The sequence below is a fragment of the Microbacterium sp. PM5 genome, assembly GCF_003293595.1.
Lineage (GTDB): Bacteria > Actinomycetota > Actinomycetes > Actinomycetales > Microbacteriaceae > Microbacterium.
On the sequence record NZ_CP022162.1, the window covers coordinates 414,263 to 432,299 of the forward strand.

The following is an 18,037-nucleotide window of genomic DNA, read 5'->3' on the forward strand; positions in this document are numbered from 1 at the left end:
GTGACATCGACGGATGCCGGGGCGACCCGAACGCGCCCCGGCATCCGTGCCTCACTCCTTCCCCTTCCCTTCTCGCGACAGGAGATGACATGACCGCTCCGTCCCTCCGACTCGCGCGGCCCTCCCGCCCCGCCGCGACGGCCGCGCTCACCGTTGTCGTCGCGATCGTCGTGGTCGTCGCGGCCTGGCACGTCGTCGCCGTCACCTTCTTCACACGCGAGAACGGCACGCCCGGCGCGATCCCGCCGCCGGTCGCCGTGCTGGCGCGTGTCGCGCAGAACCTGACGGATGCCGGGTACTGGTCGGGTCTGGCCGCGACCGCCGGTGCCGCCCTGACCGGGTACGCGATCGCCGTCGTCATCGCGCTCGTGCTCGGCACGGCCGTCATTCTCATCCCTGCCCTCGAGGCCTTCGCGACCCAGCTCGGCATCATCGCGGCATGCATCCCCGTCGCCGCCGTCAGCCCCATCGTCGTGATCATGTCGCCGTCGGGATCGCGGGCGGTCAGCGTCGTGCTGGCGGTGCTCGCCGTGATCTTCCCCATGATCATCGGCGTGCTGCTCGGCCTCCGTGCCGCCAGTCCCACCCAACTCGACCTCGTGCACGTGTACGGAGGCACCGAGCTGACGGCGATCCGCCGGGTGCGGCTGATCAGTGCGCTGCCGGCCCTGCTGACGGCGCTGAAGATCGGCGCGCCGGCGGCGTTTCTCGGAGCGATGACCGGCGAGTTCTTCGCCGTCGGCGTCGACGCCGGCATGGGGCGCCTCCTGATCTCCCAGCAGTACGTCGGCGACTACGCCGGTATGTGGGCCATCGCCGTCCTCGCCGCCGGCGTCTCCGCCCTCGGGTACGCCCTGCTTGCCGCCGTCGCCGCGGTGATCGCGCCGTGGACCCGCCACCTCGGGGGAGGAGCACGATGACCCGACTGCGCCCGGTTGCGGCATCCGTTCTCACCACCCTGGCCACCCTCGTCGTCCTGCTCGTCGCGTGGCAGCTCACCGTGTCGCTCAGCCATGTCAGCCCGTATCTGACCAAGACGCCCCTCGACGTCGTGGACTACCTCTTCGTCGACGGTCGCTTCAAGCCCACCGCGGCCGCCGATCGACGCGCCGCACTCGTGCCGATGATCGGCGTGACGCTGATGCACGCGGGCGTCGGTCTCGCCTGCGGCGTCACGCTCGCCCTCGCCGGCTCGATCGCGATGTCGCTCTCGCGCGGCCTTCGCACCACGTTCCTGCCGATCGCGCTCGTGCTGCAGACCGTCCCGCTCATCGCCATGGCCCCGGTCATCTACGCCGTCTTCGGGGCGGGAATCGTCACGGCGGCGGTCATCGCCGCCATCGTCACCTTCTTCCCGCTGCTGATGAACGTCACGACCGGCCTCGCCTCCGCCTCGCCCGAAACGGTCGATCTCGTGCACGCCTACGGCGGTGGCCGGCGCACCCTCCTGTGGCGGGTGCAGCTGCCGAGCGCCCTGCCCTTCCTGTTCGCCGGCCTGAAGATCGCCGCGCCGGCGACGATCTCGGCCGCGACCCTCTACGAATTCCTGTTCTCGTTCGAGGGACTCGGCGCGAACCTCCTCACCAGCAAGTCCTACTCCGACTACGGGCTGCTCTGGACCCTCGTCGTCGTGACGATCGCCCTCGCGCTCGCCGCGTACGCGGTCGTCGCCCTCGCCGAGCGGCTCGTGCTGTCGGGTCGCTTTCCCCCACCGTCCGCCGTCATCCGTCGAGGAGCCCCGTCATGATCAGAACGTCGTCCACGCGGCCCGCCCCGGTCGCGACCGCCGAAGCGCTGCCGGCCGGCTCCGGCGTGCGCCTGCGAGGACTCACCCGCGAGTTCACGACCCGCACGGGAGTGGTCACCGCGGTCTCCGACGTCGACCTCGACACGGCACGCGGCTCGTTCCTGTCGCTTCTCGGCCCGAGCGGCTGCGGCAAATCGACCATCCTGCGCATCCTCGCCGATCTCGACACCCCGACCGCCGGCGCGGCGCACGTCAACGGCATGACCCCCGCCGCACTCCGACAGGCGAAGCAGGTCGGCATCGCGTTCCAGGACCACGCCCTGCTGCCCTGGCGCAGCGTCGAGACCAATGTGCGCTTTCCCTTCGACGTCGCCGGCGTCGACGTCGACCGTGCGTGGATCGCCGAGCTGCTCGCGATGGTCGGGCTCACGGAGTTCGCCCGCGCCAAGCCGTGGCAGCTCTCCGGCGGGATGCGCCAGCGCGTCGCCATCGCCCGGGCCCTCGCCTTGCGCCCGAGCGTGCTCTTCCTGGACGAACCCTTCGGCGCCCTCGACGACATGACCCGTCAGCGCCTCAACCTCGAGCTCCAGCGCCTGTGGAGCGAGCAGGGCGCCACGGCGGTCATGGTGACCCACGGCATCCACGAGGCCGTGCTGCTCTCCGACCACATCGCCGTCATGAGTCCTCGCCCCGGAACGATCAAAGAGGTCATCCACGTGGACCTTCCGCGTCCGCGCACGATCGACATGATGGCGACCCCCGAGTTCCACCACTACGTCGACCGGGCCACCGCCCTTCTGTTCCACTGACCGGTGCCCGCCGCATCCACCCTCCCCGCCGCAGCGAAAGTAGGCAGTTCCATGGCTCTCACCCCCGTCGCCGCCACCGGCGCCCCCGCCGACCTCGACGCCGCCGAGCGTGCGTATCGCGCGTTCATGATCGCCCTCGGCCTCGATGCCGATCACCCCACCATCGTCGACACGCCGCGCCGCGTGGCGCAGGCCGGTCTCGATCTGTTCAGCGGTCTGCACGGCGACCCGATCCGCGCCCTCGGCGGCGGGGAGCCGATCGAAGGCGTCTACCCGGGGCCGGTCGTCGTGCGCGACATCCCCTACTCGTCGGTGTGCGAACACCACATGCTCCCGTTCAAGGGCGTCGTGTCGGTCGCCTACCTGCCCGACCGGATGCTCGCGGGCATCGGCGACTTCGACGCCATGATCCGCGTGCTGGCGGCGCGTCCCCAGATGCAGGAGCGACTGGCGGACCAGATCGCGCAGACCGTCGTCGACACGATCGGTGCGCGCGGCGTGCTGGTCGTGCTGTCGGCCGAGCAGGCGTGCATGTGGGCACGAGGCGAGCGGACGGTGGGCTCCGAGGCCTACTCGGTGTCGAGTCGCGGCGTCTACGACGACGACCCGGTGCAGCGGGCCGAGGCTCGCAGCCTGATCGGCCTGCACGGATGAGCAGCCCGACCTGGGTCGACGTCGCCGCCCTCGCCGCGGCGGGCGGCATCGCCGTGCAGCCCATCGGCGCGACCGAGCAGCACGGGCCGCACCTGCCGCTGAGCACCGACGCCGTCATCGCGACGGCGCTCGCCGACACCGCCCGGGACGTGCTCGCGGCGCGCGCCGCGTCGGGGATCGCCGGCGTACCGCCTCTGTGGATGCTGCCGCCGCTGGCGTACGGCACGTCTCCCGAGCACGCCTCGTTCGCGGGCACCGTGAGCCTGTCGTCCACGACCCTGCGCGCGATCTGCCTCGACGTGGCGCGTTCGGTCGCGGCGGCGGGTGTGCGCACGCTCGTGTTCGTCAACGCGCACGGCGGAAACCCGGAACTGCTGCACGTCGTCGCGCGCGAGATCCGCGACCAGACCGGCGTCCTGGTCGTCGTCGTGCACGGGCCGGCGCTGCCGTTGCCGCCGGAGCTGACGGGGGCCGTGCCCCGCCCCGACGTCGACGTGCACGCCGGCTTCTACGAGACCAGCGTGCTGCTCGCCGTCGATCCCGCGTCCGTGCGCCTGCCGCTGGCCGCGCCCGACGGGGTGCCCCGCACCGACGAGCTCGCTGCGGGCGCCCTGACGCCGCTGGTCGGTCCGTTCGCGGCGATCTCGCTGCCCTGGCGCACGGAGGACGTCTCAGCATCCGGCACCATCGGCGACCCGACGGGAGCCAACGCCGAGTGGGGACGGGCCGCCCTCCGGGCGCAGGCCGACGCGCTCGCCGATGTGCTGAGGGAGATCGGCCGGCTGCGGTCGGAATTCTCATGACGGGGCGAGACAGGACCGACTCCGGCCTCCTCTACACTCGTGACGGGTCGCGCGCCGACGCGGCCGACGCACGCGCGGGAGGTCGGGCGATGGAACGCAGTACGCCGACGGACGGCCCTGCGCGCACGCCGACCCTCCAAGAGGTGGCCACGGCGGCCGGCGTCTCGCTCGCGACGGCATCCAACGCCCTCAGCGGACGCCGCGGCGTCAGTGTCGCGCTGCGCGAGCGTGTGCTCGAAGCGGCCGCCGGACTCGGCTACTCCCGCGGCGGAGGTGCCCGCTCGCGCCCCCGCACCGATCGGGTCACCGTCGGCATCGTGCTGCCGGACGTGCGCAATCCCGCCTACGCCGAGCTGGCGCACGCGTTCGAGCAGGAGGGTACCGCGCGCGACTGGTCGATCGTGCTGGCCTCGTCGGGGTACGAGCCCGACCAGGAACTGGACGTCCTCGAAACGCTCGTGCAGACCGCCGACGGCATCATCGTCTCGCCCTCGCGTCCGCCGCGGTCGGGACTGCACCGCCTCGCCGCCTCGCCCGTGCCGATCGTCACCTGCGATGAGCCGGCCGACTCGCTGCTGATCGCCGGCTCGGTGCGCTCCGACAACTTCGGCGGCGGTCGTGCGGCGGCGCACCACCTCGTGGATGCCGGGGGCACACGATTCGGCCTCGTGGGCGGCCACGGCTACCTGCCCTCGACGCAGGAGCGCCGCGACGGCTTCCTCGCCGGGCTCGCAGATCGCGGGGTTCCCGCATCCGCCGTGACGATCGCGGGGTCGCTCTACGGCATGGACGGGGGACAAGCGGGTATGGCCGAGCTCCTGGAGGAGGCACCGGACGTCGACGCCGTCTTCGCCCTCAGCGACATGCAGGCGATCGGTGCGCTCTTCGAGGCGCAGCAGGCGGGCCGCTCGATCCCCGGCGATCTGCTGCTGTGCGGATACGACGGCATCGGGTGGACGCAGCGCCTGTCGCCCACCATCACCACCATCCGCCAGGACTGGCCGGGCATCGCGGCGCGCGCTCTGGAGCTGCTGGACGAAGCCATGAACGGCGCCGGCCCGGCCGGCTACGGGTCTGCGCGGGTTCTCGCGGTCAGCCTCGTCGAGGGCGAGTCGACGCGCCGATCCTGAGCGCGGCCGCCCTGCCGGTGATCGGCGCGGCCGCTCGATCGCGTCGAGCGTGCACCCGCGGCCGCCGGAGTGCGTAAGATGTATGCATCTGAATCCAACTTGGAGGCATCACCCGCATGACCACGTACAACGTCGGCATCATCATCGGCAGCATCTCGTCGACCTCGATCAACCGTCGCCTCGCGAACGCTCTGGTTCGCCTTGCGCCGCAGGCCGACCTCACCCTCACCGAGCTGCCCATCGCCGCTCTGCCGTTCTACTCCGCTGACAACGACGGTGCCATCCCCGCCGAGGCCGCTGCGTTCAAGTCCTCGATCGAGTCGTCGGACGCCGTCATCATCGTGACCCCCGAGTACAACCGCTCAGTGCCCGGTGTGCTGAAGAACGCGCTCGACACGGCGAGCCGTCCGTGGGGACAGAACAGCTTCGCCGGCAAGCCGTCGGCCGTCATCGGCGCCTCCATCGGCGCGATCGGCACCGCGGTCGCCCAGCAGCACCTGCGCTCGATCCTGTCGTTCCTCGCCTCGCCCGAGCTGTCGCAGCCCGAGGCGTACATCCACCTGCGCGACGGTCTCATCACCGATGACGGCGAGGTCACCGACGAGTCGACCGCCGAGTTCCTCGTCTCGTGGCTGAAGGCCGTGCACACCCACGTCGCGAAGTCGCTCAGCTCCGCCGAGTGATCATCGCCGCTCGCTGAAGGGGTGCCCGCCGTCCGGCGGGCACCCCTTCGTCTGCAACCGGCAACCAGAGGCGGCGCGTCAGGCACCGTCCCGCGTGCGCATGAGCTGCAGCTCCCAATCGGCGGGCAGGCGATCGGCGGGGCCGGGCACCGGCTGATCCAGCGGGTGGCTCGTCGGGGGCGCGAGCGAGGGACCGATCACCGCCGTCTGTGCGCCGTAATCCCACCACCAGCTCTCGCCCGGCTCGTAGCTCTGCACGTAGCGGTGGCCGGAGTCCGCCGCGTGCGCCGATGCGTGGCGATGCGGCGACGAGTCGCAGCAGCCCACGTGACCACACGCGGCGCAGCGGCGCAGATGCAGCCACCATCCGCCGACCGCCTCGCAGTCGGCGCAGCCGTCGCCGCTGGGTGCGGCACTCACATCGATCTGCGGCATCCGTCGACCCCCTCCACGCGGGCGAGCCCGACCACTCTTCTCAGCCGATCTCGGCGATCGCGTCGGTGATCACTCGCGCCACCTCGACGGGGTGGGTCTGCATCACGAGATGCGGTGCATCCAGTTCCACGACCTTCCGCAGTCCCGCGCGCTGGTATCCGAAGCGCTCGACGTCGGGGTTGATGGTGCGATCCGCCGCCGACACGATTCCCCAGGCCGGCTTCGTCTTCCATGCCGCCGCCGGCGCACCCTCGCCGAACGCCAGCGCTGCCAGGGGCCGCTGCGAGGCGGCGAGCACCTGTGCGTGCGCCAGGGCGACGCCGTGGGCGAACACCTCCGGGAAGGCATCCACCTCGACCGTCACGTCCGTGCCCGGCTCGCCGCCGTCGACGGGGAACGGCGCGTACACCAGGTGCTGGGCGAGGTCGGAGTCGGGAAAGCCGCCCTGCAGCTCTCCGAGGCTCTCACCCTCCGTGAGTGCGTATCCGGAGACGTAGACCAGTCCGACGACGTTCTCGGCCATGCCCGCGACCGTGATGACCGCCCCGCCATACGAATGACCGGCCAGCAGCACGGGGCCGTCGATCTGCTCGACGACGGAGCGGATGTAGGCGGAGTCGCCGATGAGGCTGCGATTGGGGACGGCGGGAACGCGGACGCGCATTCCCTGATCGAGCAGGGCGCGGGTGACGGGGGCCCAGCTGGCCGCGTCGGCGAATGCCCCGTGGATGAGGACGATGGTCGGTGTCTCGGTCATGGCCGGCTCCCTCTCTGCGCGGGGCGTCGACCCGATGCCGATCCGCTCCCGCCCGGCCACCGTAGGCAGCCGTGGCCGCAGCCAGGCAGGGCCGACTGTCGAAAAGGCGGCTCGACATCTGTCGAGCGCCTGCGCGGGCGTGTCGGCGCCGGGCGGGGGACAATGGCACGTGCCGCGTCGCGGCGAGAAGGGAGACACCGTGCCCGCTGCACGTCGTCGCATCGGTTTCCTGCTCTTCGACGGCGTGAAGGCGCTCGATGTGATCGGTCCGGCGGAGGTGTTCGCCGAGGCCAATCTGACCGCCGACACGTACGATCTCGTCTTCCTCTCCGCGTCGGGCGCAGATGTCATGACGAGCATGGGTCTCACCTTCGGCGTCCACGCTGCGGCATCCGACAGTGGTCCCCTCGACACGATCGTCGTCCCCGGGAGCGAGTGGGCGCCGGACGTCTTCGACGACGCCGAGCTGCGCGCCGCCATCGTCCTGCTGTCGCGTCGGGCGCGTCGCGTCGCGTCGATCTGCAGCGGCGCCTTCGGCCTCGCCGCCGTGGGTCTGCTCGACGGCGGCCCCGCGACCACGCACTGGAAGTTCGCGGACGAGCTGGCTCGTCGACACCCGGCCGTGCGCGTGGATGCCGAACATCTCTTCACGCGGCAGGGTGAGGTCTTCACGTCCGCCGGCGTCGCCGCCGGCATCGACCTCGCGCTGTGTCTCGTGGAAGACGACCTGGGCGCCGACGTCGCCCGCGCGGTGGCGCAGGGCCTTCTGGTCTACATGCGCAGAGCCGGCGGTCAGGCGCAGTTCTCGGCACCGCTGCGCGCGCGCACGCCGCGCACGTCGCTGGGCGCCGCCATCGCGGCGTATGTCGCCGAGAACCCGACGCGCCCGCTGACGGTGGGCGAGCTGGCCGCGCACGTCAACGTCAGCACGCGACACGTGACCCGCGTCATCCGTGACGAGCTGGGCGCGACGGCCGCCTCCTACGTCGCCGCGGTGCGCCTGTCGATCGCCGTCGGACTGCTCGAGTCCGGGGCGGCGGTCACCGAAGCTGCGGCGTCGGCCGGGTTTCCCTCCGTCGTGGCGCTTCGGCGCGCCTTCGCGGCGCAGTACCGCATGACGCCTTCCGAGTATCAGCGCCGGTTCCGCCGCACCGCATCGGTCTAGACCGCTGCCTCAGGACGCGATCTCGTCGGCATCCGCATCATCGTCGACGCAGATCGGGTCGAGCTCCGCGGCCACCGCCACGGCCTGCGCTGGGTCACCGTCCGCGGGCGCCCTGTTCGCGTCGCGCACCAGATCCGCCAGCGCGGCGACACCGGGCGTCTGCGGCTCAGCGAAGAAGAGGGTCATCGTCCACCCCGCCGCCCCGGCGAGCGTGAGCGACTCGGCACGCAGCGTCACCCAACCGTGTGCGTCGATGTACACCATCGGCCACGCGTTGAACTGCGGCCCGACACCGCATGCGCCCCAGATGCGCCGAAACCGGTCGTCGGTGCGGCCGAGCGCTGCGACGATCTGGCGGAGCCTCGCATCGCGTGGATCCGCGTGGTATCTGAGCGATGCGACGAGGGCGCGCGCCGTGCGCTCCCAGTGCGCTTCGGAGTGCGGGTCGGGATAGTGGGCGAACACCGACATCACGAGGTTCATGCCGGGACGCAGCCCACCCGGTGCCAGGAGGAGACCGGGCCGGTTGACCGCGACGACGTCCATCGTCGCATTCGAGATGTAGGCGGGCGTATCACGGTGCAGGCGCAGCAGGTCGAGAGCACCCGATGGCATCTGGCCGGTCGCCGCCGGTTCGGCATGTCCGGCTGCTAGTGCGGCCATGCGCCGCAGATGCTCGTCTCCGTAGTGGTCGAGCCGCAGCGCGCGGCTGAGCGCGGAGAGCACCTGCTGGGACGGCTGGTGGCCGCGCCCCTGCTCCAAGCGCAGGTAGTAGTCCGCACTGATGCCGGCGAGTTCGGCGACCTCCGTGCGTCGCAGGCCGGCCACCCGTCGCCCCCGCTCTGCGGCCAGACCGACGCTCTCGGGGCTCAGCGATTCGCGGCGGTCGCGCAGAAACTCGGCGAGGGGGTTGCGCGTGCCGTCCATCGTTCTCCTCGGGGTTTTGGAGAGGGCATTCCAATTGTGGATCCCGCGTCGCCCTCAGCGTGGGGCGCAAACGGACAGGAATGCGCCGGATCCGGACCGATCCGTGAGTCGTCCACCCGCCGACGGAGTACGTTCGACACCGTGGGTCGACCCCGGCGATATGACGAGAACGAGCTCCTGGATGCCGCGCAGGAGCTCTTCTGGACGCGCGGATACGATCGCACCTCCGTCGAGGACATCGCTGCGGCGTCCGGTGTCGCCACCAGCAGCCTGTACGCGACGCACGGCTCCAAGCGCGACCTTTTCCTTCAGGTCTTCCGGCGGTACTGCGCAGGCCGCGTCGATGTCGTGGCGGATGCCGTGTCGGACAGCACCGATGACGGAGACGAACTGCTCGCGATATTCCTGCGCCGCGTGGTCGACGACTGCGTCTCCTACCCCGACCGCCGCGGATGCCTCATGCTCACCAGCCTCACCGAACTGCGTGAGCGCTTCCCCGAAGTGGTCGAGATCTCCACCGTCACGATCGCGGCGATGGAGGAGGCCGTTGCGACCGCGCTGGCCCACACCGCCCATCGCGCCGGGCGCCGGCTGCACGCGCGCGACGTCGCCGCCCGCGCCGAGCAGGCGGTGCTGGCCTCGCAGGCCGTCATCCACCTCAGCCGGCTTCCCCTGCCGCGGCCCCGTCTGCTCGCGATGGGCGAGGCCCTCTTGAGGTCCTGACAGAATCCGTCAGACGTCGAAAGCCTCCACCGGGCCTTCGCGGTAGATTCGCACCAGGAGGCGAGCATGGCAGAGTTCAGCAGAGGCTTCGGATCCCGCCGCCGCGAGTCGGATGCGCAGCTTCCGCCGGGGCAGTACCTCACGGCGGACTTCCCCGTGCTGTCGGCGGGTCCGACGCCGCGGATCGCGACCGAGGAGTGGGAGTTCTCGGTGGTCACCGAGACCGGGCAGACGACATCGTGGTCGTGGGAGCAGCTGCAGGCGCTTCCGATCGAAGACATCCACACCGACATCCACTGCGTGACCCGGTGGTCCAAACTGGGCACCCGATGGCGCGGCGTGTCGCTCGACACGCTGCTGGAGGGGGTCTCGACGACGGCCGTCTCGGCGATGGCGCACTCCTACGGCGGCTACACGACTAACGTGCCGCTCGTCGATCTCCGCGGTGGACGCGCGTGGGTCGCCTTCGAGTTCGACGGCGCTCCTCTCGCACCCGAGCACGGCGGTCCCGCACGACTGCTCGTGCCCCACCTCTACTTCTGGAAGAGCGCGAAGTGGGTGCGCGGGCTCGTCCTGCAGGAACGCGACGATCCCGGCTTCTGGGAGCAGAACGGCTACAACCTCCACGGGGATCCGTGGCGGGAGGAACGCTACTGGTGAGCGCCTCGGCCTGGCTTCCGGCCCACGTGGCCGCGGTTGCCGCCCTCACCGCACATGCCCGTCGGATCACCCTGGACGTGCCCGCCTGGCCGGGCAATCTGCCGGGCCAGCACCTCGACGTGCGTCTGACCGCTGAGGACGGATACCAGGCAGAACGGTCGTACTCGATCGCAAGCATCGGAGATGGTCCGCTCGTCGAGCTCGCGGTCGACGAGGTGCCTGACGGCGAGGTGTCGCCCTACCTCGTCCGCGACGTCCAGCCGGGTGACTTCCTCGAGGTCAAGGGACCCCTCGGCGAGTACTTCGTCTGGCGTGAGGACGATCCCGCGCCCGTGCAGTTGATCGCGGGGGGATCGGGGGTCGTGCCGCTGCTGGCCATGGCTCGCGCGCGTGCCGTCGCCGACGGTGCGGCTCCGTTCCGCCTGCTCTGCTCGACCCGTTCGCCAGACGACGCGATGTACGCCGACGAGATCTCCCGCCTTCCACCCGCCGCGTTCACGGTGTCGTGGGTCTACACACGCCAGCCGCCGCCCGGGTGGCCGCGAACGGCAGGCCGCGTCACCGATGCCGAGCTGGCGCAGCTGTGTTGGCCGCCCGCGGAGCGCCCCGCCGTCTTCGTGTGCGGGCCGACGTCGTTCGTGGAGGCGGTCGCCGACGCGCTCGTTCGCATCGGGCACGAGCCGGCGCGGATTCGCACGGAGAGATTCGGAGGGTCATCATGACGACGGATGCCGTGGCGCACCCGACGCCCGTCGGGCGCCGCGTCGCTCGAGTCGACGGCAACGCACTGGCGGGGATGCTCTCCGGCGTGTTCGCCGACGACCCGACCTCGATCGTCGTCGTGTGCGGGCATTGCGCGCGCTCGGGACCGTTGGCCGAGGCCGTCGTGGAGCGCGACGAGCATGCTGCGATCGTGCGCTGTCGCGGGTGCTCCCGCACGCTCATGACGGTCGTGGCGGCGCCGTCGGGTCCGGCGATCAGGATCGCCGCCCTCGCCGAGCTGATCAGCCCGACTGCCGCCCGCTAAGCCGACGCCAGCTCGGGTCGGGCCTCCCACAGTCTCGCGGTCTTCAGCGCGAGGTGCAGAGTGCTGCGCTGCAGGCCGTCGGCCAGCGCTTCGCGCACCGCCGAGGGCATGTGCTCGAGGCGGTAGTAGAGCGTCGTGCGGTGGATGTGCAGCCGGGCACAGGTATCGGGTGCCCGGCCCGCCTCGTCAAGATAGGCCTCGATGGTCTGACGCTGCACCTCGTCACCGGCGGTCAGCAGCGCGTGCGCGGCGGGGGAGACCAACTGAAGCAGGCGCGGCGAGGCGGGGACGGACTGCACCAGCATCCATCCACCGAGATCTTCCGCCCGCGGCGCGAGTGCCTGCGGCATCGTGGCACGCAGACGCGCGGCATCCAGGGCCTGGCGGATCGTCGGCAACGGATCGTCGCGATCGGGCGGGCAGTCGGCGGTCGCGAGAGCAGACGGGCGCGCCGCGTGCGCGCGCGTCTCGCGCTCGACGGCGGCGATGCAGGCCGCCATGTCGACCGTCGCGGGGGAGATCAGGACGACGGCGTCGTCGACGATGTCCACGAAGTCGGTCGGCGCGGGCAAGGCTGCGGCGAGGCGGCGCCCCAGCGCGATCTGTTCCACCTCGCCGGCGCCGTTCGCGAGCACGGCCCAGACGCGCAGCGGTTCATCGGGCGCGACGACCCATCGCCGGGAGCGGAGCTCCCACAGCGCATCGGTGCGCGCGGTGGCATCACCGGCGAGCAGGGCGGCGCAGACGCGCTCGCGTCGGCCGCCGTCGCCGCCGTGTGCGCGTGCCAGCAGATGGACGGCGGCGTCGACCACACCCCAGGCACGCGAATCCAGGTCGCCCGCCGAGCGACCGATGACGCGCAGGGTCAGTGATCCGACACCGACCGCAACATCGACGAACCGCGCACCGGCGACGGGCTCCGATACCGCCGCCGCCGGTTGTCGGTCGCCCGACGCGCTGCCGGTCAGGCGCACCCGCGCCCCCAACGATCGCGCCACCTGGTCGATCACCTCGATCGTCTTCATGCCCGTCTCCTCGCGTCGCCCCGGTGAGGCCACGGTAGGACCGGCACGACCTCGCGAGCGTGGCCCTTTCATGGCCACCACCGTGCGCGAGCGGCGCGGATGCCGTCAGCCGGCGTGTTCGCGGGCGCGCAGATCCTTGCGCAGGATCTTTCCGGACGTCGACTTGGGGATCGACTCGATGAACTCGACCCGGCGGATCTTCTTGTGCGGCGCGACGTTGTCGGCGACGAAGCCCATCACCTCCTCCGCGGTGAGCCCGGAGTCGGGCGCGGGCACGATGAACGCCTTCGGGATCTCCTGCTTGTCGTCGTCGAGCACGCCGATGACGGCGGCATCCATCACCTTCGGATGGCCCAGCAGCAGCGCTTCCAGCTCGGCCGGTGCGATCTGGTAGCCCTTGTACTTGATGAGCTCCTTCACGCGGTCGACGATCGAGAAGTAGCCGCCGTCGTGGTAGACGGCGATGTCGCCGGTGTGGAGGAAGCCGTCGGCATCCAGGGTCTCGGCCGTCGCCTCGGGCTTGTTGAGGTAGCCGAGCATGACGTTCGGGCCCTGCACCCACAGCTCGCCCGGCCGGGTGCGCCCGTCGTCTTCGATCTCGGTGATCTCCTCGCCGGTCTCGGTGTCGACGAGCTTGCACACGATGTTCGGCAGGATCGTGCCCACCGAGCTCACCGGGATGTCATCGCGCGTATACGGCATGGCGTGGGAGACGGGGCTCAGCTCGCTCATGCCGTAGCCCTGCATCATGCGCGCGTTGATGCGGCGGGCGGCGATCTCGGCCGTCTCGCCGTCGAGCGGCGCGGCGCCGGAGAACACGGTGTGCACCGTGGAGATGTCGAACTGATCGACGATCGGATGCTTGGCGAGAGCCACCGCGATGGGCGGAGCGATGTACAGGTACGTGCAGCCGTAGGTCTGGATGTTGGTGAGGAACTGCACGAGGTCGAACTTGGGCATGGTGACCAGGGTCGCCCGCTGCTTGAGCGCGAGATTGAGCAGCACCGTCATGCCGTAGATGTGGAAGAAGGGGAGCACCGCGAGCACGCGGTCGGTGTTCTTGAGATCGATGTTGATGCGACACTGCGCGACGTTCGCGACGAGGTTGCGGTGACTGAGCATGACGCCCTTGGGAATGCCGGTCGTCCCCGACGAGTAGGGCAGGACGGCCACGTGCGTCGCCGGGTCGAACGACACCTCCGGCGCGGCACGGCCCTCGCCGAGCAGGCTGCGCAGATCGGGATGCCCGTCGGCACCGTCGAGCACGACGAGTCGCTCGGTGGGGATGCCGACGGCCTCTGCCGCCTGCTGCGCGGCGCCCAACAGCGGGCTCACGGTGATGAGCCAGCTGGCCCCGGCGTCTCGCAGTTGCTTCTCGATCTCGCCGGCGGTGTACAGCGAGTTGATCGTCGTCACCGTCGCGCCGGCGCGAAGGATGCCGTGGAACACGGTGGCGAACGCCGGCGCGTTCGGGCAGAGCAGACCGAGCACGGTGTCGGTGCCGACGCCGCGAGCAGCCAGCGCGCCGGCGAAGGCGTCGACCTGCGCCTTGAGCGCGCCGTAGGAGGTCTCGGCGCCCGTTGCCGGATCGATGAGGGCGATGCGCGCGGCGTCATCCGCGCTGAGATCGGCGAACAGGTCGTCGTAGATGCTGACGTCCGGGATCTCGACATCGGGGAAGGGGCTGGTGAACACGGCGGTCTCCTTCGACGGCGGGCGGCGAATGCCCGCGCGGACCGGCGACGCTGCCGGGTGCGTCCATCATGCCACCGTCGGACGCGTATGCGGCACGCGGTCTCTACATCTGCGAGACCGCGTGCCGCCACGCGGGCGTCAGACGAGCACGGCGCTCTCCCGAGCACGACGGCCGATCGCGAGGCGCTCGGCGGCGCGCTCTTCCGCGGCATCCAGCGGTGTGATGTCGCGCGCGGCCGCATCGGCGAAGAGAGCGCGCACGGTGTCGCCGATCGCGGCGACACGATCCATGATCTGGCTGCGCGTGCCCAGGTGCTTCGCCTCCAGGTCCAGGTACACGACGCCGCCCGCGTTGACGACGAAGTCGGGTGCGTAGAGGATGCCGCGCGCCGCGAGGCGATCGGCACCCGAGCGGTGGGCCAGCGGGTTGTTCGCCGGGCCGCAGACGGCGCGTGCGGCGAGCGCGTCGATGGTGTCGGCGTCGAGCACGCCGCCGATGCCCGCGGGCACGAAGACGTCGGCCTCGATGAGGTGCTCCGAGCCCGGCTCGACCCATCGTGCGCCGAGCTCGGCGGCGAGGGTGCGCTTCGCGGGGTTCACGTCGGTCACCGTCAGCACCGCGCCTTCTGCGCTGAGGCGGACCGCGAGTCGGCTGCCGACCTGACCGAGCCCGGAGATCGTGATCCGTCGCCCGACGACCTCGTGCGTGCCGGTCACCTGCTCGAGCGTGGCGCGCAGCGCCTCGTACACGCCGAGGCTCGTCGGGCCCGCGGGTTCGCCCGAACCGCCGACGGCGTCGGGCAGGCCGACCACGTGCGCGGTCCGTTCGCTGACGACGAGCATGTCCTCCGTCGTCGACCCGACATCCTCCGCGGTCCGGTAGCTGCCGCCGAAACGGTCGACGGCGTCGCCGAGGTCGAGGTACGCCGCACGCCGGCGATCGGCATCGAGCGTCGTTCCCGGCGGCAGACAGATCACGGATTTGCCGCCGCCGGCGTCCAGCCCGGCCGCGGCGTTCTTGAGCGTCATCGCGGCCGACAGCCGCAGGGCGTCGCCGACGGCGTCGCTCCAGTGCGGGTAGGTCCACATCCGGGCGCCGCCGAGGGCGGGCCCGAGCGTCGAGGAGTGCAGGGCGACGGTGATGAGCAGTCCGCTGCGCGGGCCCGTCGTCACCTCCACGCGCTCGTGGGAGAAATCGGGCAGGGGCAGGGTGTGCGTCATCGCATCCTCTTTCGGCGGGCCTTGTGGGCGGTGCTCGGTGGATGCCGCGGCGTTGCGGCATCCACCCCCTATTGTGCCTCCACGGGCACCGATCGCGGGGGTGCGGCCGTGTGTGCGGCGTCGGGCGCGACGTCGGTGCCGGGGTCGGAGAGATCGAACCGACGACCGCGCAGTGCGCGCAGCGCGTACAGGATGGTCGCCAGATCGATCACTTCCTGTCCGAGCGCACCGATCACGGCGGGCACCAGCCCGGTCGTCGCGAGCAGCATCGCCGCGACGCTGAGGGCGATGCCGATCCAGATGGCGACGTAGGCCACGTGCAGTGTGTCGCGGCCGATCGCGACCGCCTCGGCCACCTTCGTCAGCGAATCCTTCAGCACGACGGCGTCCGCCGCGTCGCCGGCGGCGGTGGCTCCCCGTGCGCCCATCGCGATGCCGATGTCGGCGGCGGCGAGCACCGGCGCATCGTTGACGCCGTCGCCGACCATGAGCACGGGGCGCGGCGTCATCATCGCGGCCAGATGCACCTTCTCGGCGGGCAGCAGGTCGGCGTGCACCTCGTCGACCCCCACCGACCCCGCCACGGCGTCGGCGGTGGGCCGGGCGTCGCCGGTGAGCATCGTGACGCGTTCCACGCCGTGTCCGCGCAACCAGCGCACGACGGCACGCGACTCGGGCCGTGCGCCGTCGGCGAGGACGAGGGCTCCGGCGAAGCGGCCGTCGACGGCCACGTACGCGGCCGCCTGACCCGCATTCAGCGCGGTGAGCGTGGTGTCGGGTGCGAGCGACGCGACGTAGGCCGGCTTTCCGACCACCACGCGCCGTCCGCCGATCACGGCGGTCACCCCGTTGGTCGCTTCCTCGTGCGCGTCGTCGGCCGGCTCCACCACGATGCCGCGCGCAGACGCGGCGTGGCGGATGCCGTCGGCCAGCACATGGGCGGAGTACTGCTCGGCCGACGCCGCCCACGTCAGCAGCCGTTCGGGATCGATCCCGGGCGCGGGGCGCACATCGACCAGCACGGGCCGGCCCTGGGTCAGGGTTCCGGTCTTGTCGAAGGCGGCGGAGCGCGCGCGTGCCAGCTGCTCGATGACGGCGCCTCCCTTGACGATGATGCCGGCCTTCGCCGCGCGCGAGATGCCGCCGAGGAAGGCGACCGGTGCCGCGATCAGCAGCGGGCAGGGTGTGGCCAGCACGAGGACCTCCGCGAACCGGACGGAGTCGCCCGACAGTCCCCACGCCGCTCCGGCGATGGCGAGCGAGACCGCCGTGAAGGGGATCGCGAATCGGTCGGCCAGGCGCACCATCGGAGCGCGCGATTCCTGCGCGGCACGCACGAGGGCGATGATCTGCTGATACTGGCTGTCGGCGCTGCGCCGGAGAGCGCGCACGCGGATCGCCCGCGATCCGTTGACGGCACCCGAGAGCACGGTCTGGCCGGCGGTGCGTGTGACCGGCATGCTCTCGCCGGTCAGCGACGACTCGTCGAAGCTCGCCTCCTCCGACAGGAGGGTGCCGTCCACCGGAACGACCTCGGCCGGCCGCACGAGAAGCTCGTCGCCGACGGCGACCTCGTCGGCGGGAAGGTCCCGCGTCTCGTCACCGGCGCCCGGACGGCGCACGTGCGCGATCTGCGGTGCGCGATCCAGCAGCGCCGTCAGCTCGCGCGTCGCGCGACGGCCCGCGTAGTCTTCGAGCGCCTCGCCCCCGGAGAGCATGAGCACGATGATCAGCGCCGCGATCGTCTCGCCGACAGCGAGGGTCGCGACCATCGCGACGACGGCGAGCACGTCGAGCCCGACATGACCACGCATCACGTCGCGGACCATGCCGATGATCGTCCAGACGACGATCGCCGAGACGTAGGCGGTGGTGATCGCGGTCGCCCACCCGCCCTGCCCCGCGCCGACCAGTGCAGCGGCGACGATGCCCACGACGACGGTCGCGGTGATCACGGGATACCGCCCGAGGGCGGCGAAGATGCGGCGCATGCCCCCAGCATTCTCCTCGTACCGCGGGCCCGCCAGTAAGGCTGGATTGCCTTGCCTGGACGATGTCGGCGACGTTCGCGGGGCGGTCCGCCCTAGGCTGGCGACATGACCGAGAACCTGTCGCCGCGCAGTCGCATCGTCCACGAGGCCCTTCGCTCCGCCGGAGTGTCGGGGGAGATCATCACGCTTCCGGATGCCGCATCGACGGCGGCGCTCGCCGCTGCCGCGCTCGGCGTCGAGGTCGGGGCCATCGCGAACAGCCTCGTCTTCATGTCCGACGGCGAGCCGCTGCTCGTGATGACGAGCGGGGCGCACCGCGTGGACACGGCGGCTCTCGCCCAGCGCCTCGGTCGGCGCAGCATCGTGCGGGCCTCGCCGGATGAGGTGCGCGCCGCGACCGGCCAGGCGATCGGCGGCGTGGCGCCCACCGGCCACCCCGCCCCGCTGGCCACGGTCGTCGACGAGGCGCTCGCCGGGTTCGACGAGATCTGGGCGGCCGGCGGCACTCCCCACACGGTGTTCCCTCTCACCTTCGACGAGCTCGTCCGGCTCACCGGCGGCACCGTGAGCGCCGTGGACTGAACG

At 71.4% G+C, this 18,037-nt stretch carries 20 protein-coding genes; 13 read left to right on the forward strand and 7 right to left on the reverse strand.

The features are described 5' to 3' along the window. The first annotated feature begins 89 nt into the window (after positions 1-89). The 7 genes from CEP17_RS02010 (at position 90) to CEP17_RS02040 (ending at position 5,826) form a co-directional block, all read left to right on the forward strand. On the forward strand, positions 90-920 hold the full coding sequence (locus tag CEP17_RS02010; RefSeq protein WP_112931074.1) for an ABC transporter permease subunit: 831 nt from the start codon (positions 90-92) through the stop codon (positions 918-920). Continuing rightward, entirely contained in the window at positions 917-1,747 is an 831-nt protein-coding gene (locus CEP17_RS02015; RefSeq protein ID WP_112931075.1) for an ABC transporter permease subunit, read from the forward strand. The genes CEP17_RS02010 and CEP17_RS02015 overlap by 4 nt, the downstream gene beginning before the upstream one ends. Then, positions 1,744-2,556 (forward strand): ABC transporter ATP-binding protein, encoded by an 813-nt coding sequence (locus tag CEP17_RS02020; protein WP_112931076.1) that lies wholly within the window; start codon positions 1,744-1,746, stop codon positions 2,554-2,556. The genes CEP17_RS02015 and CEP17_RS02020 overlap by 4 nt, the downstream gene beginning before the upstream one ends. 51 nt (positions 2,557-2,607) lie before the next feature. Beyond that, a complete protein-coding gene (gene folE / locus CEP17_RS02025; RefSeq protein ID WP_112931077.1) occupies positions 2,608-3,210 on the forward strand; it encodes a GTP cyclohydrolase I in 603 nt (200 codons plus the stop codon). Further along, positions 3,207-4,013, forward strand: a complete 807-nt coding sequence (locus CEP17_RS02030) for a creatininase family protein (RefSeq protein WP_112931078.1) — start codon at positions 3,207-3,209, stop codon at positions 4,011-4,013. The genes folE and CEP17_RS02030 overlap by 4 nt, the downstream gene beginning before the upstream one ends. An 89-nt stretch (positions 4,014-4,102) precedes the next feature. Then, on the forward strand, positions 4,103-5,143 hold the full coding sequence (locus CEP17_RS02035) for a LacI family DNA-binding transcriptional regulator (RefSeq protein WP_162722393.1): 1,041 nt from the start codon (positions 4,103-4,105) through the stop codon (positions 5,141-5,143). 116 nt (positions 5,144-5,259) lie between these two features. Continuing rightward, positions 5,260-5,826 (forward strand): NADPH-dependent FMN reductase, encoded by a 567-nt coding sequence (locus CEP17_RS02040; RefSeq protein ID WP_036321432.1) that lies wholly within the window; start codon positions 5,260-5,262, stop codon positions 5,824-5,826. 78 nt (positions 5,827-5,904) lie between these two features. Here the strand turns inward: CEP17_RS02040 and CEP17_RS02045 are convergent, their stop codons facing one another. After that, positions 5,905-6,261: a UBP-type zinc finger domain-containing protein gene (locus tag CEP17_RS02045; RefSeq protein WP_112931080.1), complete on the reverse strand. Its 357-nt coding sequence runs from the start codon at positions 6,259-6,261 to the stop codon at positions 5,905-5,907. 40 nt (positions 6,262-6,301) lie between these two features. Beyond that, positions 6,302-7,018: an alpha/beta hydrolase gene (locus tag CEP17_RS02050; RefSeq protein ID WP_112931081.1), complete on the reverse strand. Its 717-nt coding sequence runs from the start codon at positions 7,016-7,018 to the stop codon at positions 6,302-6,304. 199 nt (positions 7,019-7,217) lie between these two features. Between CEP17_RS02050 and CEP17_RS02055 the strand changes: the two genes are divergently transcribed. Next, positions 7,218-8,183 (forward strand): DJ-1/PfpI family protein, encoded by a 966-nt coding sequence (locus CEP17_RS02055; RefSeq protein WP_112932840.1) that lies wholly within the window; start codon positions 7,218-7,220, stop codon positions 8,181-8,183. Positions 8,184-8,192: 9 nt separating this feature from the next. Here the strand turns inward: CEP17_RS02055 and CEP17_RS02060 are convergent, their stop codons facing one another. Next, positions 8,193-9,110 (reverse strand): helix-turn-helix domain-containing protein, encoded by a 918-nt coding sequence (locus CEP17_RS02060; RefSeq protein WP_112931082.1) that lies wholly within the window; start codon positions 9,108-9,110, stop codon positions 8,193-8,195. Positions 9,111-9,251: 141 nt separating this feature from the next. Here CEP17_RS02060 and CEP17_RS02065 point away from each other — a divergent pair, with 141 nt between their 5' ends. The 4 genes from CEP17_RS02065 to CEP17_RS02080 all read left to right on the forward strand — a co-directional run bounded on the left by CEP17_RS02065 (position 9,252) and on the right by CEP17_RS02080 (position 11,520). Continuing rightward, positions 9,252-9,833, forward strand: coding sequence for a TetR/AcrR family transcriptional regulator (locus CEP17_RS02065; RefSeq protein ID WP_051039661.1), 582 nt, complete (start codon positions 9,252-9,254; stop codon positions 9,831-9,833). A 66-nt stretch (positions 9,834-9,899) separates the two neighbouring features. Next, entirely contained in the window at positions 9,900-10,493 is a 594-nt protein-coding gene (locus tag CEP17_RS02070; protein WP_112931083.1) for a sulfite oxidase-like oxidoreductase, read from the forward strand. Next, complete coding sequence (locus CEP17_RS02075; RefSeq protein WP_112931084.1) at positions 10,490-11,215, forward strand: FAD-binding oxidoreductase; 726 nt, start codon at positions 10,490-10,492, stop codon at positions 11,213-11,215. Before CEP17_RS02070 ends, CEP17_RS02075 begins: the two co-directional genes overlap by 4 nt. Further along, entirely contained in the window at positions 11,212-11,520 is a 309-nt protein-coding gene (locus CEP17_RS02080) for a DUF6510 family protein (RefSeq protein WP_036290207.1), read from the forward strand. Before CEP17_RS02075 ends, CEP17_RS02080 begins: the two co-directional genes overlap by 4 nt. Here the strand turns inward: CEP17_RS02080 and CEP17_RS02085 are convergent. The 4 genes from CEP17_RS02085 to CEP17_RS02100 form a co-directional block, all read right to left on the reverse strand. Continuing rightward, entirely contained in the window at positions 11,517-12,545 is a 1,029-nt protein-coding gene (locus tag CEP17_RS02085; RefSeq protein ID WP_112931085.1) for a helix-turn-helix domain-containing protein, read from the reverse strand. The two genes, CEP17_RS02080 and CEP17_RS02085, sit on opposite strands and share 4 nt — an antisense overlap. A 105-nt stretch (positions 12,546-12,650) precedes the next feature. After that, on the reverse strand, positions 12,651-14,240 hold the full coding sequence (locus tag CEP17_RS02090) for an AMP-binding protein (protein ID WP_112931086.1): 1,590 nt from the start codon (positions 14,238-14,240) through the stop codon (positions 12,651-12,653). Between the two features lie 138 nt (positions 14,241-14,378). Beyond that, on the reverse strand, positions 14,379-15,461 hold the full coding sequence (locus CEP17_RS02095) for a Glu/Leu/Phe/Val dehydrogenase family protein (RefSeq protein WP_112931087.1): 1,083 nt from the start codon (positions 15,459-15,461) through the stop codon (positions 14,379-14,381). 68 nt (positions 15,462-15,529) lie between these two features. Next, positions 15,530-17,452 (reverse strand): heavy metal translocating P-type ATPase, encoded by a 1,923-nt coding sequence (locus CEP17_RS02100; protein WP_112931088.1) that lies wholly within the window; start codon positions 17,450-17,452, stop codon positions 15,530-15,532. Positions 17,453-17,557: 105 nt separating this feature from the next. Here CEP17_RS02100 and CEP17_RS02105 point away from each other — a divergent pair, with 105 nt between their 5' ends. Then, positions 17,558-18,034: a YbaK/EbsC family protein gene (locus CEP17_RS02105; RefSeq protein ID WP_005052264.1), complete on the forward strand. Its 477-nt coding sequence runs from the start codon at positions 17,558-17,560 to the stop codon at positions 18,032-18,034. The last annotated feature ends 3 nt before the right edge of the window (positions 18,035-18,037 follow it).

What these genes read in the sequence shown, in the direction of transcription:
- CEP17_RS02030 (WP_112931078.1), top strand. Translation starts at nt 3,207, where the DNA reads ATGAGCAGCCCGACCTGGGTCGACGTCGCCGCCCTCGCCGCGGCGGGC.
- CEP17_RS02015 (WP_112931075.1), top strand. Translation starts at nt 917, where the DNA reads ATGACCCGACTGCGCCCGGTTGCGGCATCCGTTCTCACCACCCTGGCC.
- CEP17_RS02105 (WP_005052264.1), top strand. Translation starts at nt 17,558, where the DNA reads ATGACCGAGAACCTGTCGCCGCGCAGTCGCATCGTCCACGAGGCCCTT.
- CEP17_RS02070 (WP_112931083.1), top strand. Translation starts at nt 9,900, where the DNA reads ATGGCAGAGTTCAGCAGAGGCTTCGGATCCCGCCGCCGCGAGTCGGAT.
- CEP17_RS02085 (WP_112931085.1), bottom strand. Translation starts at nt 12,545, where the DNA reads ATGAAGACGATCGAGGTGATCGACCAGGTGGCGCGATCGTTGGGGGCG.
- CEP17_RS02080 (WP_036290207.1), top strand. Translation starts at nt 11,212, where the DNA reads ATGACGACGGATGCCGTGGCGCACCCGACGCCCGTCGGGCGCCGCGTC.
- CEP17_RS02050 (WP_112931081.1), bottom strand. Translation starts at nt 7,018, where the DNA reads ATGACCGAGACACCGACCATCGTCCTCATCCACGGGGCATTCGCCGAC.
- CEP17_RS02035 (WP_162722393.1), top strand. Translation starts at nt 4,103, where the DNA reads ATGGAACGCAGTACGCCGACGGACGGCCCTGCGCGCACGCCGACCCTC.
- CEP17_RS02095 (WP_112931087.1), bottom strand. Translation starts at nt 15,461, where the DNA reads ATGACGCACACCCTGCCCCTGCCCGATTTCTCCCACGAGCGCGTGGAG.
- CEP17_RS02040 (WP_036321432.1), top strand. Translation starts at nt 5,260, where the DNA reads ATGACCACGTACAACGTCGGCATCATCATCGGCAGCATCTCGTCGACC.
- folE (WP_112931077.1), top strand. Translation starts at nt 2,608, where the DNA reads ATGGCTCTCACCCCCGTCGCCGCCACCGGCGCCCCCGCCGACCTCGAC.
- CEP17_RS02100 (WP_112931088.1), bottom strand. Translation starts at nt 17,452, where the DNA reads ATGCGCCGCATCTTCGCCGCCCTCGGGCGGTATCCCGTGATCACCGCG.
- CEP17_RS02010 (WP_112931074.1), top strand. Translation starts at nt 90, where the DNA reads ATGACCGCTCCGTCCCTCCGACTCGCGCGGCCCTCCCGCCCCGCCGCG.
- CEP17_RS02020 (WP_112931076.1), top strand. Translation starts at nt 1,744, where the DNA reads ATGATCAGAACGTCGTCCACGCGGCCCGCCCCGGTCGCGACCGCCGAA.
- CEP17_RS02060 (WP_112931082.1), bottom strand. Translation starts at nt 9,110, where the DNA reads ATGGACGGCACGCGCAACCCCCTCGCCGAGTTTCTGCGCGACCGCCGC.
- CEP17_RS02045 (WP_112931080.1), bottom strand. Translation starts at nt 6,261, where the DNA reads ATGCCGCAGATCGATGTGAGTGCCGCACCCAGCGGCGACGGCTGCGCC.